The sequence below is a fragment of the Pedobacter glucosidilyticus genome, assembly GCF_002483235.1.
Taxonomy (GTDB): domain Bacteria; phylum Bacteroidota; class Bacteroidia; order Sphingobacteriales; family Sphingobacteriaceae; genus Pseudopedobacter; species Pseudopedobacter glucosidilyticum_B.
Genome location: NZ_DLHN01000021.1, coordinates 60,015 through 77,178, shown reverse-complemented (window position 1 = coordinate 77,178; position 17,164 = coordinate 60,015). Strand labels below are relative to the sequence as shown.

The 17,164-nt window shown below is 34.8% G+C and carries 18 protein-coding genes; 6 read left to right on the top strand and 12 right to left on the bottom strand.

Annotation, left to right across the window (positions count from 1 at the left end; all coding sequences use genetic code 11):
- Positions 1–54: 54 nt before the first annotated feature.
- On the top strand, positions 55–696 hold the full coding sequence (plsY, locus tag B2745_RS06915) for a glycerol-3-phosphate 1-O-acyltransferase PlsY (protein ID WP_026902617.1): 642 nt from the start codon (positions 55–57) through the stop codon (positions 694–696).
- Positions 697–712: 16 nt separating this feature from the next.
- Positions 713–1,519, top strand: coding sequence for a M48 family metallopeptidase (locus B2745_RS06910; RefSeq protein ID WP_304064638.1), 807 nt, complete (start codon positions 713–715; stop codon positions 1,517–1,519).
- Positions 1,520–1,581: 62 nt separating this feature from the next.
- Here B2745_RS06910 and B2745_RS06905 read toward each other — a convergent pair whose 3' ends face one another.
- From B2745_RS06905 to guaA, 9 genes are all read right to left on the bottom strand, one after another.
- Complete coding sequence (locus tag B2745_RS06905) at positions 1,582–2,670, bottom strand: agmatine deiminase family protein (protein WP_304064636.1); 1,089 nt, start codon at positions 2,668–2,670, stop codon at positions 1,582–1,584.
- Positions 2,671–3,024, bottom strand: coding sequence for a four helix bundle protein (locus tag B2745_RS06900; protein ID WP_304064634.1), 354 nt, complete (start codon positions 3,022–3,024; stop codon positions 2,671–2,673). It lies immediately after the preceding gene.
- Positions 3,025–3,081: 57 nt separating this feature from the next.
- The gene (locus B2745_RS06895) at positions 3,082–3,954 is read right to left on the bottom strand and encodes a carbon-nitrogen hydrolase (protein WP_304064632.1); all 873 of its coding nucleotides are present in this window, start codon (positions 3,952–3,954) and stop codon (positions 3,082–3,084) included.
- An 85-nt stretch (positions 3,955–4,039) separates the two neighbouring features.
- Positions 4,040–4,753, bottom strand: coding sequence for a TlpA family protein disulfide reductase (locus tag B2745_RS06890; RefSeq protein WP_304064629.1), 714 nt, complete (start codon positions 4,751–4,753; stop codon positions 4,040–4,042).
- 14 nt (positions 4,754–4,767) lie between these two features.
- Entirely contained in the window at positions 4,768–5,625 is an 858-nt protein-coding gene (locus tag B2745_RS06885) for an APC family permease (protein WP_304064628.1), read from the bottom strand.
- On the bottom strand, positions 5,589–6,200 hold the full coding sequence (locus B2745_RS06880) for an amino acid permease (RefSeq protein WP_304064626.1): 612 nt from the start codon (positions 6,198–6,200) through the stop codon (positions 5,589–5,591). The genes B2745_RS06885 and B2745_RS06880 overlap by 37 nt, the downstream gene beginning before the upstream one ends.
- 108 nt (positions 6,201–6,308) lie before the next feature.
- Positions 6,309–7,469 carry an RsmB/NOP family class I SAM-dependent RNA methyltransferase gene (locus B2745_RS06875; protein ID WP_304064624.1) on the bottom strand — a complete coding sequence of 387 codons (1,161 nt, stop codon included), beginning with the start codon at positions 7,467–7,469 and terminating at the stop codon, positions 6,309–6,311.
- Positions 7,470–8,732: an ABC transporter substrate-binding protein gene (locus B2745_RS06870; protein ID WP_304064621.1), complete on the bottom strand. Its 1,263-nt coding sequence runs from the start codon at positions 8,730–8,732 to the stop codon at positions 7,470–7,472.
- Positions 8,689–10,221: a glutamine-hydrolyzing GMP synthase gene (gene guaA / locus B2745_RS06865; protein ID WP_304064618.1), complete on the bottom strand. Its 1,533-nt coding sequence runs from the start codon at positions 10,219–10,221 to the stop codon at positions 8,689–8,691. The genes B2745_RS06870 and guaA overlap by 44 nt, the downstream gene beginning before the upstream one ends.
- 136 nt (positions 10,222–10,357) lie before the next feature.
- Between guaA and B2745_RS06860 the strand changes: the two genes are divergently transcribed.
- The 3 genes from B2745_RS06860 (at position 10,358) to B2745_RS06850 (ending at position 12,946) form a co-directional block, all read left to right on the top strand.
- The gene (locus B2745_RS06860) at positions 10,358–11,800 is read left to right on the top strand and encodes a M20/M25/M40 family metallo-hydrolase (protein ID WP_304064616.1); all 1,443 of its coding nucleotides are present in this window, start codon (positions 10,358–10,360) and stop codon (positions 11,798–11,800) included.
- A 78-nt stretch (positions 11,801–11,878) separates the two neighbouring features.
- Positions 11,879–12,331 carry an Ig-like domain-containing protein gene (locus B2745_RS06855; protein WP_304064614.1) on the top strand — a complete coding sequence of 151 codons (453 nt, stop codon included), beginning with the start codon at positions 11,879–11,881 and terminating at the stop codon, positions 12,329–12,331.
- Positions 12,332–12,460: 129 nt separating this feature from the next.
- The gene (locus tag B2745_RS06850; protein WP_304064611.1) at positions 12,461–12,946 is read left to right on the top strand and encodes an Ig-like domain-containing protein; all 486 of its coding nucleotides are present in this window, start codon (positions 12,461–12,463) and stop codon (positions 12,944–12,946) included.
- 59 nt (positions 12,947–13,005) lie between these two features.
- Here the strand turns inward: B2745_RS06850 and B2745_RS06845 are convergent, their stop codons facing one another.
- A complete protein-coding gene (locus B2745_RS06845; RefSeq protein ID WP_026902628.1) occupies positions 13,006–13,458 on the bottom strand; it encodes a deoxycytidylate deaminase in 453 nt (150 codons plus the stop codon).
- Between the two features lie 226 nt (positions 13,459–13,684).
- Between B2745_RS06845 and B2745_RS06840 the strand changes: the two genes are divergently transcribed.
- A complete protein-coding gene (locus tag B2745_RS06840; protein WP_304064609.1) occupies positions 13,685–14,314 on the top strand; it encodes a LysE family translocator in 630 nt (209 codons plus the stop codon).
- Here B2745_RS06840 and B2745_RS06835 read toward each other — a convergent pair whose 3' ends face one another.
- Together B2745_RS06835 and B2745_RS06830 are read right to left on the bottom strand one after the other, a co-directional pair.
- Positions 14,315–14,890, bottom strand: coding sequence for a hypothetical protein (locus tag B2745_RS06835; protein WP_304064607.1), 576 nt, complete (start codon positions 14,888–14,890; stop codon positions 14,315–14,317). It abuts the gene before it with no gap.
- Positions 14,891–14,977: 87 nt separating this feature from the next.
- A complete protein-coding gene (locus B2745_RS06830) occupies positions 14,978–16,762 on the bottom strand; it encodes an amidophosphoribosyltransferase (protein ID WP_304064605.1) in 1,785 nt (594 codons plus the stop codon).
- Positions 16,763–17,164 lie beyond the last annotated feature (402 nt).

Below are 17,164 nucleotides of genomic sequence, written 5' to 3'. Positions count from 1 at the left end.
TGATTTTCATTTTTATACAAGAAAGAAAAAGCTATTTAATATAATTGCACATACATGATATCAATATATTCTTTAGGAGCAATATTATTAGCTTATCTTTTGGGGTCTATCCCATCAGCAGTTTGGATAGGACAAGCTTTTTACGGGATAGACGTTAGAGAATATGGTAGTGGTAATGCCGGAGCAACCAATACATTTAGGGTATTAGGTAAAAAAGCTGGTATTCCTGTGATGATTATCGATATCTTAAAAGGTTGGACCGCTACTAATCTTGCCTATTTTATTGGACTATCTGTTACCGGACCAGAGCACTCTGTTCAATACGTAAATTACCAATTAGCTTTAGGTATAGTTGCTGTGATGGGACATCTTTTTCCTGTTTTTGCTGGTTTTAGAGGGGGTAAAGGTATTGCAACACTCTTTGGTATGATTTTAGCCGTTCACCTGCCAGCAGCATTGCTTTGTGTTCTGGTTTTTACAGTTGTACTTTTATTGAGTAAATACGTATCATTAAGCTCTATTTCGGCAGGTTTTACCTTTCCGTTGAGTGTTATTTTCGTATACCAAGTTTCAGTAAAAGCTATTGTTATTTACGGGATGTGTATTTGTGTTTTGATATTGGTTACACATCAGAAAAACATAGAAAGACTATTACGAGGCCGAGAGTCCAAAGTAAATCTGTTCAAGAAAAAATAATTTTTATTCATTATATATGAACAAAACCATCAAAATTTTATCAGTAGCTGCATTTACAGCTATTTTTACAGCTTGTTCTACAGTACCTTTAACAGGAAGAAGGCAAGCAAATTTAGTAAGCGATACCGAAATGAACCAAATGGCGGCACAAAGCTACCGCGAGTTCTTATCTGATCCAAAAAATAAAGTTGTTAACAATACAGCAGAAAGCAGAAAAGTTAAAGACATTGGTAATAAAATAGCGGCAGCCGTAACCCGATACATGAATGATAATGGTTATGGAAATCAAATTGCTGGCTTTCAATGGGAATTTAACTTGGTTCAAAGTCCTGATGTTAATGCTTGGTGTATGCCGGGCGGTAAAGTTGCTGTATATACAGGCATCTTACCTGTAACTTTAACAGATGCTGGCTTAGCCACAGTTATGGGGCATGAAATTGCTCATGCTATTGCAAAACATTCAAGCGAGCGTTACTCACAAACTATGATAGCGCAAGGCTTAGGTACTTTAGCTGGTGCTGCGGTAACCAAATCAGAAGCTGGATATGGTGTTTTCCAACAGGTTTTTGGTATTGGTGCACAAGCTGGGGTTTTATTACCAAACTCCAGAAAACAAGAATCAGAAGCAGATAGATTGGGTTTAACTTTTATGGCTATGGCCGGATATGACCCTGCAAGTGCTATAGATTTTTGGCAAAGAATGGCGGCCAAAAGTAACGGTCAAAAACCACCTGAATTTTTAAGCACTCACCCTAGTGACGCTACTAGAATCAATGATATTAAAAAATATCTGCCAGAAGCAGCAGCTTATTATAGAAAATAAAATACGATACAACATAAAAAAGCCTCGAAATTCACCATTTCGAGGCTTTTTTATAGTTAATCTTATACCAAAGGTTCTTGTTGACTTAAACAGTGAAAACTTCCTAATCCCCAAATAATATCTGTTGAATCTATCCCGATAGTTTCTCTGTCTGGAAAACATTTAGCTATAATGTCCAATGCAATTTTATCTTTATCGCAACGGTAGGTTGGTACAATTACATGGCCATTACTGATATAAAAATTAGCATAAGAAGCTGGTAAACGCGTATCCTCAAAAATAACAGCATCTGGCATGGGTAATGCTATAATATTAAGCGCATCACCATTTAACAAACGCATTTCTTTTAACTCTCTTAAATTGGTTTGTAAGAGTTCGTAATTTTCATCTTCCGGATTATCCTCAACTACAGTTAAAACAGTATTTTCATTCACAAATCTTACAGTATCATCAATATGACCGTCTGTATCATCTCCTACGATGCCATCACTCACCCAAAGTACTTGTTCCTGACCGTAAAAGGTTTTAAGATATTCTTCTATTTGTTCTTGATTTAAATGTGGATTTCTATTTTCATTTAACAAGCAACTTCTAGATGTTAAAATAGTTCCAGCACCATTAAATTCTACAGAACCACCTTCCATAATGATTCCTGGATGAAAAACGGGAATATTAAAATGTTTGGCTATTTTAGTTGGGATAACATCATCCAAATCAAAAGGAGGATATTTACCACCCCAAGCATTAAAATTCCAATCTACAATAACTTTCTTTTGCTCTGCATTTGGGTTAATCAAAAAAGCCGGCCCGTGGTCTCGGCACCAAGCATCGTTACTAGGATTAAAATAAAACTCTATTTGAGATAAATCAACTCCAGCTGCCTCGATATGTTTTAATGCAAAAGCCTTCATCTCCTCATCTCTTACGTTGATTCTAACTTTTTCTGTTAAACTTAATATTTGGATAAATTGAGCATAGGGCTTATAAATACTATCTATTTTACCGGGCCAACTAGCTTCTTTATGCGGCCAAGTTAACCATGTTGCTTCATGTGGCGCCCACTCTGGTGGGAAGTAGTAAGAAGTCGGAAGACTGAGGTCCGAAGACCGAAGTCTAAAGTATGAAGTTTGATTTATATTTTCTTTACTCATTTATTTTAAGGATTTCTTTAATGCAACTAGCATAAAATGAATTTGTTCACACTCTGTATAGAGCTTTTCAAAATCAGTTTGATTAATGATATTTCTTCTTTTGCCCAAATGCAAACAACTTACTACCTCAATATTTGAGCGAATTGAATAAGATAAAAATCTTGCAAATTCAGCATTAGATTGGTCGGTACTTCCTTCTGCAATATTTAGAGAGATGGAATCACAAGCTCTTTTAATCTGAGAAGTCAAAACATATAGTTCATCTTTTGGAAAAGATTTTGTGAGCAAATCAATATCAAATGATAAATCAATTGCTTTTTGCCAAACTTTGAGCCCTTCAAATTTAAAAGCCATAATATTAAGTCTTAAAACGCTATAGACTTCCGTCTTCGTTCCTCCGACTTCGGACATCTACTCTTCATCAATAAATCTTTTAACAATAGGCTGGTAAGAATCAATTCTACGATCTCTTAAGAAAGGCCAGTGAACTCTGTAACTATCGGATTTTGCTAAATCTACTTCTTGCACATGCACTTCTTCTTGGTCTACAGAGCCTTTATATAATAATTTCCCAAATGGATTAGCAATAAATGAGCCTCCCCAAAATTTTACTCCGGCTTCTACTCCTACTCTGTTTACTCCCACTACATGGATACCATTAGCTACTGCATGAGAACTTTGGATGGTTTGCCAAGCATTGTGTTGTTCTTCATTAGTTGCATCATCTTGCGTGGTTGCCCAACCAATAGCTGTTGGATAAAATAAAATTTCGGCTCCCATTAAAGCGGTAATTCTTGCTGCTTCTGGATACCACTGATCCCAGCAGATTAACACTCCAACAGTGGCAAACTTAGTTTTGAATACTTTATAGCCTAAATCACCCGGAGTAAAATAAAACTTCTCGTAAAAACCAGGATCATCAGGAATATGCATTTTACGATATTTCCCTAAATAAGCTCCATCAGCATCTAAAACAGCGGTAGTATTATGGTATAATCCTTCAGTACGTTTCTCAAAAAGTGAAGCAATAATCACAACTCCCAATTCTTTAGCTAGTGATTGTAAAGCATCTGTAGAGGGACCAGGAATAGATTCTGCTAAGGCAAAATTGTCGTAATCTTCTACATCACAAAAATATAAGGAAGTAAAAAGTTCTTGTAAACAAATGATTTGAGCACCTTTTGCAGCTGCTTCTCTGACTTTTTGGATGGCTTTATCTAGATTTTCTTGCTTGTTTGAAGTGCAAGACATTTGTACTATACCTACTTTTACATTTTTATTCATTCCACAAATTATTAACAGGCGGCAAAATTAACAATTATGTATGGATTATGACGAGATTATATCATAGATGATATCAAGATGAGAATTACAATAAGCTCTTGATGGTTTTCTTTAACCAATAAGTATTAACCGCACCACCACCTACGGAATGAAAACTTACTTTCGCGGTTCTATCTATAATCACATGTGTTGGATATTGGGTAACTCTAAATTTATCTGCATAATACCTTCCATCAGGAACTTGAGAATAATTAAAAGGAAACAGCTTTAAGAAATTTTCTACACTTTCAGCTTGATCTAAGGCTATAGCTACAAAAATCACATCTTTTTCGTTGGAAAATTTCTTAACCAAATCATTCAACTCTGGTATTTCTTGTCTACAAGGCGGACAAGAAACAAACCAAAAGTTTATCACTAAAATTTTCCCTACCAAATCTTTAGCAGCTATTTTCTTACCTTTAATATCTGTTAAATTAGAATATTTAAAGGTGTCTCCATCTTTAAAACAAGTACTTAAACGTGGTCTTGGAGCTTTTGCTAATTGCGCATCAATCTCATCTTCTGTACGCTCTTTAAGCAAAAAAACAGGCTTTTGTCCCATTTCATACCTACGCTCTAATTTATATTTACCTGATTTTACTGCTTTATTCCAATACTCTGTAGAATAAGGTAAACCAGTAGAATCTACCACAGTAATCTCTCTAGTAACAGGAGGTGTTTCAATTTTCGGAGCTTCAGTTTGTGCAAAACTTTTGGCTGTAGCAAAAGCTATCACCAACATCAATAAAAGTTTTTTCATAGGGTAAATTGAGTTTATTTTTTATCAAAATATTTCCAAACATAATAAACTGGAATTCCTAAAACAACAATAGCTAAACCCCAGCCACAAGTATCTGGCTTGTAAATGAGTAAATCAATACAAATAGCAGAAGCTAACAAGATGTATAGCGCTGGTAAAAAAGGATAGCCAAAAGCTTTATACGGTCTTTTCCAATCTGGTCTTTTTATCCTCAACACAAATATCCCAGCAATGGTGATAATGTAAAATAATAAAGCAGAGAAGACACTATAATCTAATAACTGCCCATAAGTACCAGATAGACACAATAAAGCAGCCCAAAAAGCTTGTAGGATAAGCGCAAAACCTGGTACATCTTTTTTATTTAGAGTTGCCGCTTTTTTGAAAAACACACCATCTTGAGCCATGGCATAGTACAACCTTGCCCCAGAAAGTATTAAACCATTATTGCAACCAAAAGTAGATACCATAATCAATAAAGCCATGATAGCTGCTGCTGCACTTCCAAAAATAACTGAAGCCGCTGCCGTACCTACCCGATCTTGTGAGGCAAACATGATTCCGCGTTCTAAAACCGTAGCCCCATCTGGCAAACCACTTACAGGCAATAGCATCAAATAAGCCACATTGGCCAGGATATAAAGTATGGTTACGATTAAAGTTCCAAACAATAAACTCAGTGGAATATTCTTTTCAGGATTTTTCACCTCACCGGCAATATAGGTAATGTTATTCCAAGTATCTGATGAAAATAAAGAACCCACCATGGCAGCTCCCATGGCACCAAAAAGTAAAACACCTCCAAGTAGCTCTGTAGAAATTGTTCCATCTTCGTTCACTTTAGTTTGGTAAGGAGCCCAAAAATTATCCAAATTAGAAAAAAAGCTTCGCTATTTAAACCAACATAAATACCTGCTATAATAAGCCCTAATAAAGCCAATAGCTTCGCAATAGTGAAAATTGTTTGTACCAGCTTGGCACTTTTCACTCCTTGTAGGTTGATAAAGGTTAGAAAGCATATCATAATGATAGCTAACAGTTGTGTATGATTTAAGCTAAAATCTCCTAAACTGAATAAAATATTTTTTTGATCGAAAAAAGGGATAATCTCTGCGGTATATTTAGCAAATGCAATGGCTACAGCAGCAATAATTCCGGTTTGTATAACGGTAAAAACCGTCCATCCGAAAAGAAAACCAATCATGGGATTGTAGGCTTCTTTTAAATAAACATATTGACCACCTGCTTGCGGCATCATACCTGCTAACTCTCCGTAACTTAAAGCTGCTATTAAGGTAATAACACCTGTAATAAGCCAAATTAAAAGGATAATACCTGGAGAACCAACTTGTCTGGCTATATCAGAGCTTACTAAAAATATTCCAGAGCCTATCATAGAGCCGGCTACAATCATTGTAGAGTCTAGCAGCCCTAGCTCTCTTTTCATGGTGGTTTTTTGCATAGTATTTTTCGCTATCCTAGAGATATTATGATTTAGCAGGTTTAATTTTCTTATCGAAAAGAAACAATTAATTTCTTATTAAAATTAATAAAACTATTTAACTAACCTAGCTACAAACATAGTATCAGCTTTATGCTGATAACCTTTGATAAGTTCCTGACTCTCTATTTGTAATTTAAACTCTTCTTGCATCCAAGCAACCTGAGCCTCATTTTCTTCTTTAAAAACCGAACAGGTGATGTAAATAAGAGGCTTACCTGGTTTTAGGTAAGATATAACGTTACGGATAATTTTACGCTGCAAATCTTGAAAAAACTGTATCGTATGTTCTTGAAATTGACTGATCATTTCTGGCGTTCTTCCCCACGTACCAGAACCACTACAAGGTGCATCTAAGATGATACCATCAAACTCATAATCATGCAAGAATAAGGATTGGTCTAAGGTTAAATCCAGCACTTTTTTCTGATAGCTTCCGATGCCTGCATGTAAAAAGCGTTCATCCAAATTATCTAAAATAGAAGCCCTAATATCAGAAACTAAAAGTTTAATATCTGGCTGCTGCTGATGTACGAGCAATGATTTACCACCAGATGCAGCACAGCAATCCCACCACTTATCCCATTTTTGGGGTTTAAAGTAATGTCCTACTTGCTGAGAGGATAAATCTTGCACTTCGTATAAGCCTTTATCTGGAAATAAATGATCTAGTTTTGTGCCGTTTGCTAAGGCGTAGGTTTGCCCTCCAAGATGCTGAAAATTAATCTCGGCATTTAATAAAGTGCTGGTAAAACGTTTTTCTGAGCCTTTTCTAACTCTGATATATAAATCTGGCTGTACTAGAATTTTACTACAGAATAAAGTTGAATCTACCCCTTCTGAAAGATGTTTATGAAAAGGAAAAATATCTAAAACATCGAAAGCAGGAAACTCTTGTTTTACTATAATAAGCTTTTCTTCAAGAGTTAAATTAACAGCAGTTTCCCATTCTGGCTTGTAAAAAGCAATAAAAGAATTGCTAATGGTATTGCAAAGAAACTCGGCAATAATTAAGCGGTTAAGCAAAGTTTCCTGATGAAGTGCATGACCAAGCCTAAAGTAATTGTAAACCAACCTACTAGCTATTTTACGGTCTTTAGACCCCATTTGCTTGTTTTGACGATAGTATATAGCCAAAAAACGATGCAAAGGTTGGTCTTGTTGGTAATGGGCTAAAATTTGCTCTACCGTAGCCAATTGGTGAATAGCTTTCATTTATTTAACCCTTTTAAGCTGATAATCCTGATACTTTAAAATCATTAAGCTTTGGTTATAGTAGCCTAATTTAGCATCCTTCACAAAATCGAGTTGGTTGTGTAAACCTTCTAACGATGTTTTGATCAAGTCATCAGCGAAAGCTTTACCATTTTTACTCATTAAAGAAGCAAAATAATAAGCAATATCAAAACCTTTGATGGCATACTCACTAGGCTCTAAACTATATCTTGCCCTGTATTTTGACAGAAATTGCTCTACCCTAGTGGTTTTGTAGTCTACTTTATAAGATGAAGTAATGTGTGTATTGAGTTTTTGCATGGTTATGGCATCTAGAAACTGTAACTTTTCCCAACCTGGATGCCCAATAACTGCAATTTGAAAGTTTGTACTTAGTTTTAATAATTCTTTTGTGATAGAAAGCAGGAAGTTTCTATCCGTAGCTGGCAAAACAATAACGTTTAAACCTACTGGATTTAAATGCTTAAAAACATTCTCGTAACCAACAGCTTTTATACCTATTTCAGAAAAAGTAGTTTGTTTTAATAAGCTATCGCGATATTTCTTAAACGGAACTGCAAATTTAAACTCATCTGTTTGGCCACTTCTTATCATGATGATTTTTCGAGGCTTTAAATCAGATTTTATAAAATTAACAGCACTTAAGGTATGCTGTTCTAAAGAATTGTTAATGGTAATTAAATAAGGATTGTTAAACTGCTCCGGACCTGTTGCTGCTAAGGGAGAAACCACCAGTTTCTGCATATTTTTACTGTATGTGGCAAAAGCTTTTATCCCGTTAGGGAAAATAGGTCCAACAATTAAATCGGAATTTTTGATACCTGCTTTAGCTGCTAGAATAGCAATATTAGCAGGATCATCTTTAGAATCGTAAACCTGTAATTTAAAGTTACCCCCTAAATTGTTTGCTACAGAATCTAAACCCATCTTAAAACCTTGATAAAAATCTATCGCAATTTCTGCTTTGGCAATATCATTTAAACCAGCTGTTTGATGGTTGATACTGGAAAGTTCAAAAGGAAGAACCAGCGAAATCACCATTTCTGGCTTTTCTGCTGGTTTATCTTCGGGTATTGTTTCTAGTTTTGGCTTTAATTTAATCTCTCTATCTGGTGCGGGCTCTATACGCTCTACAACTTTAGGAGTGGTTTTTGGCGAACAAGCCGCCAAGAAAGCTAAAAATAGTAATACATAAACCCTACTCCCACTCAATGGTAGCAGGCGGTTTAGAACTGATATCATACACTACCCGGTTTATACCTTTAACATTATTGATAATTTCATTAGATATTTTAGCTAGTAGCTCGTAAGGTAAATGGCTCCAATCGGCAGTCATACCATCTACAGATTCTACAGCTCTTAAACTTACAACGTTTTCGTAAGTTCTTTCGTCTCCCATAACCCCAACAGATTGTATAGGCAAATAAATAGTTCCTGCTTGCCAAACTCTATCATACCAACCTGCTTTTTTTAGGTTTTCTATGTAGATATAGTCTGCTTCTTGTAAGATAGCTACTTTTTCTGGAGTAACTTCTCCTAATATTCTGATACCTAAACCTGGCCCCGGGAAAGGATGTCTGTTTAAGATATTCTCTGGTAAACCTAGTGCTTTACCAACTCTTCTAACTTCGTCCTTAAATAATGATTTTAGAGGCTCAACAATTTTAAGCTTCATAAAATCTGGCAAACCACCCACATTATGGTGAGATTTTATAGTTGCAGATGGACCACCATTTACCGATACTGATTCTATCACATCCGGATAAATGGTACCTTGTGCTAACCATTTTACATCAGAAATTTGATGCGCTTCATCATCAAAAACCTCAATAAAAACTCGGCCTATGGCTTTTCTTTTCTGCTCAGGATCTGTTAAACCAGCTAGTGCATCGTAAAATAACTGCTTAGCATTAACACCTTTTACGTTTAAACCTAAATCTTTATAAGATTCTAAAACAGATTCAAACTCGTTCTTACGTAATAAGCCATTATCAACAAAAATACAATGTAAATTTTTGCCAATAGCTTTATGCAAAAGCAATGCCGCAACAGATGAATCAACCCCGCCAGATAAACCTAAAACCACTTTATCATCACCTAATTGATTTTTTAAATCATCTATGGTAATATCCGCGAAAGCGTGTGGAGTCCAATCTTGTGAGCAGCCACAAATATCTACCAAGAAGTTTTGCAATAACTGCTTCCCATCAGTAGAATGGGTTACCTCTGGATGAAATTGTATACCATAAGTTTGTGTCCCTTTTACTTGGTAAGCAGCAACTTTCACGGTATCTGTACTGGCAATAACCTCAAAATTTGAAGGAATTTCTTTAATGGTATCTCCATGAGACATCCATACTTGTGATTTGGCAGGGATACCATGTAATAAAGGATTATTAGCATGAATGTACTCCAAATTTGCTCTTCCGTATTCTCTAATTTCTGATGCTACTACTTGTCCGCCAGAATGTTGTGCCATATATTGTGCTCCATAACAAACACCTAGCAAAGGTAGTTTCTCATGAAATTGTTTGAAATCTACTTGTGGGGCATCGGCTTGTCTTACAGAAGATGGGCTCCCAGATAGGATAACACCTTTTGTATATTCATCAATTGCTGGAACCTTATTAAAGGGGTGGATTTCGCAGTAAACATTTAGCTCTCTTACCCTACGGGCTATCAATTGGGTATATTGCGAGCCGAAATCTAAAATGAGGATTTTCTCTTGCATGCGCAAAGGTAAAAATTTAAAGCTTTGTAACTAGTAAATAAGGTAAATAAGTTTAGCTATAATTTGGGGCTTTTCCAAAACCTTATCTGATTTGATAGTAATAAAAATTTCCTATTTTGTAGAAAATCTAAATGGAATGAAAAAATTATCATCTATGCTTGTTGTGGGTGTTATCTTGCTAGGAGCAGTAGTTTTAATCAATACTTTCACTTTTAAAAGCAAGCAAATAAATACTGAACCCGCAGAATTTATAAATATACCTCAAACTTGTATACAAAATTTACAGAAAGCTATTCAATTTAAAACCATTTCTTATGATCGTCCTGACTTAATAGATAGTGCTGCATTTTTAGATTTTCATACTTTTTTGGTGCAAGTTTATCCTTTAACTTTTTCTAAATTAAAACTAGAAAAAATTAACGGCTTAAGCCTGATATTACATTGGCAAGGTAAAAACAAGGCCTTACAACCTATCATTTTAATGGCTCATCAAGATGTTGTACCTGTTGAAGAAGCTACTAGAAAGAATTGGCATGCCGACCCATTCTCTGGTGCGTTAAAAGATGATTTTATTTATGGTAGAGGAACTATTGATGACAAAGGAAGCTTGATAGCCATTTTGGAAAGTGTTGAGCTACTTTTGAAAGATAATTTTATCCCAGAAAACGATATTTATTTTGTGTTTGGCCACGATGAAGAAGTTACAGGCAAAAGAGGTGTAAAAGTTATTGCATCATTATTTAAGCAAAGAGGGATAAAACCTGCTATGGTTTTGGATGAAGGCGGTATTATTACCCATTATAAAGTACCAGGTTTAGATAAACCAGCTGCTGTTGTTGGCATTGCAGAAAAAGGTTATGTTACAGTAGATTTAAAAGCAAGAATAGCTGGTGGCCACTCTTCTATGCCAGAAAAACAAACCGCTATTGATGAGCTTGCCAAAGCTGTGGTAAAGCTTAAAGAAAACCAATTCCCTTTAGAGTTAGGTCCGGTAACCAATCTCTTTATGGATTATGTTGGCCCTGAAATGCCTTTTGTTAGTAAAATGGCAATGGCCAACCGTTGGCTATTTTCATCTATCATTAAAAGTAATTATGAAAAAACCGCTGCCGGGAGTGCTACTTTAAGAACAACCACAGCTACTACCATTTTTAATGCGGGTTTAAAAGAAAATCTTATCCCAGGTGAGGCTAGTGCTACTATAAATTTCAGAACATTACCTGGGGTTGATACTTTGGCAGTCATCAATCATGTAAAAAAAGTAATTAACAACCCTGATATTGAAATTACCTTAAGGCAAGGCAGCTCTGCCACAGCACAAATTGCTAAGGTTGATGATAAAACTTTTGCTTATTTACAAAAAACCATAAGTGCTTTTCAAGAAGATATTGTTGTAACACCTTATTTGGTATTGGGTGCTACAGACAGTAGGTTCTTTGGCGATTTAACTACACAAGTTTTCAGGTTTACTCCTTTTACAGATCCTGAGGGTTTTCATGGTGTGAATGAAAGAATAAAAGTAACCGAATTTAAAAAAGGGATTACGTTCTATTATCATTTTATTAAAAATTATAATTAAAAAAACCTACCCATTTCGGGTAGTACAGCGTTTAATACTTCATGATATTTTTGCTTAATTAATTAAAACAAAAATATTATGATTAAAAACTTATCAAAAATTGCCATGTCTTTGGCTTTGGCTTTAACCTTATTTTCTTGTAAAAAAGACGAGGACAACAACCAAGCTCCTATTGTAAGTATTATTTCGCCTATTGATACATATTATCATGACAGTACTTTACCTTATGTTGACATAGTTGCAGAAGCTTATGATAATGACGGAACAATTGCTAAAGTGGAATTTTACAGAGGCACCACTTTAGTAGCAACAGAAACAGTTCCTGATAGTAGAAAATCATTTTCAGCTAAAAATCGCATAACTATTTCAAAAAGTGTAATAGAGATTGACTATTCTAAGAGATATTCAACTTTTATAGAAGGTGCGCCTTTTGTTACAGGACCTAACACCATAACCGCAAAAGCTTATGATGACAAAGGTAAAGTTACTACCAGTGCTGCCATTACTTTTAACTTAACAAATGAAAGATGATAATTATTATTAACTAACCGCTTAATTTTAGCTTTAGCTTATAAAATTTAACAAAACCTACCCATTTCGGGTAGTACAGCGTGTTTGTTAACTATATAAGTTTGCCTTATCATTTTAAACAAAAACGTTATGATTAAAAACTTATTTAAAACCACACTATCCTTAGCTTTAGTATTAAGCTTATTTTCTTGTAAAAAAGACGAAGACAACAACCAAGCCCCGGTTGTAAGTATTATTTCACCTACCACAACTTATACCTATGTTGGTTCTCAACCTTATGTTGAGATAACAGCTGAAGCGTATGATAACGATGGAACTATTGCTAAAGTAGAATTTTACAGAGGCACTACTTTAGTAGCTACAGAAACTATTCCTGATAGCAGAAAATTATCCTTTTCTAAAGACCGTATAACCATTTCAGCTACTGAAACCACCGCTATAAATTATTCTAGAAGATATTCCACTTATGTTGAAGGTGCTCCATTTGTTGCTGGCTCTAATACTATAACTGCTAAAGCTTATGATGATAAAGGAAAAATTACAACCAGTGCGGCTGTGACTTTTACTTTACAATTGCAAAATGTAGATATTGCATTACCTGCTAGTATCAAATAAAAATCTTTAAACCCCGCAAAAGAAGCAGGTTAAGTTGTTTATCATACAACTTGCCTGTTTTATTCTTTTAGTTTTTCACAAACTACACCAAACTTATTTAAAAAATCTACGCCTTCATCAGAAGGTAAACCTTTATAAGCTGCATAAGAATCTCTAAAATACACATGCTTAATGCCTGATGATAAAATTAATCTAGCACAAGCAATACAAGGCGATAAAGTGGTGTACAAAGTAGCATCTTGTATTTGTGTACCATTTTTAACAGCGTATAAAATAGCATTTTCCTCGGCATGCAAAGCTAAAGAGCAGCTATTTCTAGAATCTCTTGGGCAACCGTCTTGAGGCCATTCTTCATCGCAATTATGCGTACCTGCTGGTGGGCCGTTATAACCTATAGATATAATACGTGTATCTTTTGTAAGTACCGCCCCTACTTGATTTTTCACACAATGCGAACGCCTTGCTAAATCAGAAGCTAAATTCATGAATATAGAATCAAAACTTAGTTTCATATATACTTAAATGTTTCCTGCTTATTTATTTGATGCGCTAAAATAGTAATAACCCTTAAGCTTTAACGTTAATTTTTAGATTATGTAGTTTGGTATAATCAAACTCGCCTTATACTTTTATCCTTCTAAAATTTATTTGAATTGTAACGAATGTAATTTTACAGTTAATTTTAACCAATAAAATTGCATATTCGCATCATAGCATCACATAAAGAACCTTTATTACATGTTAGAATTAATTGTTTCGGGTATAGGATTAGGAATAGTGCTCTCTTTTGTAACAGGACCCGTATTTTTTGCGTTGATTAAAACGAGTATTGAGAAAGGATTTCATGCAGGCGTTTCTTTAGCTTTAGGAGTAGTCATTTCTGATGCCGTTTATGTAGCTGTAACTTTATTTGGCTCTTCTTTACTTAATTTTGAGAACAAATATCGTTTACCTATCGGGATATTAGGAAGTGCCATTCTTTTTGGAATTGGGCTTTATTATTTGTTGAAAAAAGTTAAAATCACTTATGAACATATTCCCTCTTCAAAGAAAAATGCCGGATATTTTCTTAAGGGATTTTTCATGTGCATTTTCAATCCTTTTATTTTATTGTATTGGATAAGTGTTACCAGCGGCATTTACTCTTTAAACGGAGAGCTTAAAAGCGAACAAATTATCCCATTTTTTGGAACTATCTTAATTACCCTTTTTGGGATGGATACTTTAAAAGCCTATTTTGCTCATCGTTTAAGGCATAAAATAAGAGAGCAAACCATCCAAAAAGTAAACAGGATAGCAGGTATTTTAATCATAACCTTTGCTTTAAAATTGGTTTATAACCTGATATTTACCGAAACCTTAATTTAATTATAAGCTGCTTGTTCCTGGATAGATATCAATATAATCTACCACCATACCGCCTTCGCAGCTGGTCATATTTTGTAATCTAAAGTATTTACGATTTCCTTTCCCATAAAAGGTTTGTTTACCTTCTTTTATACAAGGCTCGCCATTGTTGATACTGCTTACTAAAGTTTCTATTTTACCTTCAAACTCAAGTTCTTTTTCATTTAAGCGCCTTATTTTGCCTTCTATTTTAAGATAATCTCCATTTGTATTGTTTTGAGTGCCTGCTATCAGATACCAACCATTTGCTACAGGAGTTACCTCAACATAACCAGGTTTATCCCAACTTATCCACTGTAAAGTAATAGGATGTTTTCCGGCTTTTAAAGTTTGTTTGCTAATTGTGTCTTTGATTTTTGTATGCTCTTGAACTTTTATCAAGCTATCTCGAGCATTTAAAAGCTTTTTTAAGCTGTCATTTTCTCTTATTAGCGATTCATACTTTGCTTTATCAATTTGACTGAGTTTATTTTCTGTGCAGGCAGTAAACAACAGCACAAAAAATACTATAGTCGAAAATTTGGTTAATGAAATCATACCCTTTAAAATCATAATGTATGCCAATAAAAAAAGTCGGTTAGAGCTTTACTCCAACCGACTTTCTCCTGAAAAGTTTATAGAAAACTATACGTATGCTCTTGCATTTTTGCCTTCCATCCAGTTCATAAAAGCTCTGTTTACAACTTTATTGCCTCCCGGTGTTGGATAATTTCCAGAGAAATACCAATCGCCTAAATGGTTAGGACAAGCCTCGTGTAAGTTTTCCAAGGTTTGATAAATTACTTCTACTTTAGCACCAATTTCTGGTGGAGTAATAATTTGGGCAATTTTAGCCGAGATTTCTTCTGGTGTAAAAGGTGCATATATTTCTTTTACATGATTGATAACCTCTTCTTTAGGAGCATTGGCTTGTGCTTTACATTTTGCGTAAACATCATGTATCAATTGCTCCATGCCTCTTTCTTTTAAGAGTTTAATCGCTGCTTCAAAGGCCACAAACTCTCCCATCCTACTCATATCAATACCATAGCAATCAGGGTATCTTATTTGCGGTGCTGATGAAACAATAACAATCTTAACCGGACCAAGTCTATCAAAAATTCTTAGGATACTTTGTTTTAGTGTTGTGCCTCTTACAATAGAATCATCTAAAGCTACCAATGTATCCACATCACGCTTAATTAAACCATAAGTGGTATCATAAACATGAGAAACCATATCGCTTCTATCTGCATCTTGAGTAATAAAAGTACGCATCTTTACATCCTTGATTGCTAACTTTTCTACTCTTGGCGTTGTCTTTAAAATCCTATCTAAATCGTCATCAGTAAGATTATGTCGGCTATTTACCAAGGCATCTCTTTGTATTTTACGGTTATAGGTATGTAAACCTTCTACCATACCATAAAAAGCTACTTCTGCAGTATTGGGGATATAAGAAAATACAGTATGTTCCAAATCGTGGTTAACATGTTCTAGAATTTTATCGCATAATAACTGGCCTAGTTTTTTACGCTCTTTGTAAATATCTGCATCGCTACCTCTAGAAAAATAAATACGCTCAAAAGAGCATGATTTTTTCTCTACTGGCTCTGTAAACATTTCTTCTGTTACAGTACCATCTTTTTTAATAATTAAAGCGTGTCCTGGTTGTATTTCTTTAACCTGACCTATTTTGATATTGAAAGCCGTTTGTAATGCAGGTCTTTCTGATGCTGCAACAACAATCTCATCATCCTGATAATAAAATGCTGGTCTTATACCTGCTGGGTCTCTTAATATGAAAGCATCACCATGACCAAAAATACCGCTAATGGTATAACCACCATCCCAAGTTTTAGCAGATTTTCTTAAAATTTTCCCTACATCAAGATGCTGAGCTATTAATCGAGAAATTTCAGCATTATCATATCCATCTTTTTTGAAATGATCAAAAAGCTCCTGATTTTCATCATCTAAAAAGTGACCTATTTTTTCAAGTACGGTAACAGTATCTGCTTGTTCTTTTGGATGCTGGCCCAAGTCATACAATTGCTGCAATAATTCATCAACATTTGTCATATTAAAGTTACCAGCTATCACAAGGTTACGTGTCATCCAGTTATTTTGACGAAGAAAAGGATGGCAAGCTTCAACACTGTTATTACCATGTGTACCGTAGCGCAAATGTCCTAATAATACTTCGCCGGTAAAACTGATATTTTCTTTTAACCAATTCGCATCTTTCAGTAAAGCTGGATTTTCTTTCTCTACAGCAGCAAATTTCTTCATCACGTAAGAGAAAATATCTTGAACAGCATTTTTCTCCATAGACCTGTACCTGCTGATATACCTATTTCCTGGCTTAATATCCAGTTTGATGGTGGCAATACCAGCGCCATCTTGTCCACGGTTATGCTGTTTCTCCATCAATAAATACAGCTTGTTTAAGCCATAAAGTGATGTTCCATACTTTTCCTGATAAAATGATAATGGTTTGAGTAGGCGGATGAATGCAATTCCGCATTCGTGTTTAATAGAGTCGCTCATCTAAGCTATTTGATAAGTGTGCAAAATTATGAATTCTTACTAAATGCGGAAATTAAAAAAGATTAAAAAAGTCATGCTAGTAACATTAAAATGCGCTACTCTTTTTTTACACTTTTAATAATGGTTTTGTTAAGATGGGCTCATCCAATGTTAAGGGTAAATTTGCTGTTATCATTAGATTTAAAATACAAAAGGAGCTTGTTTCCTGAAAGCGTATTACCTTATCGAGTACCTTCTTGCGGTTGGCACTCATTTATATGAAAGTAATTTAAAACAAGCTCC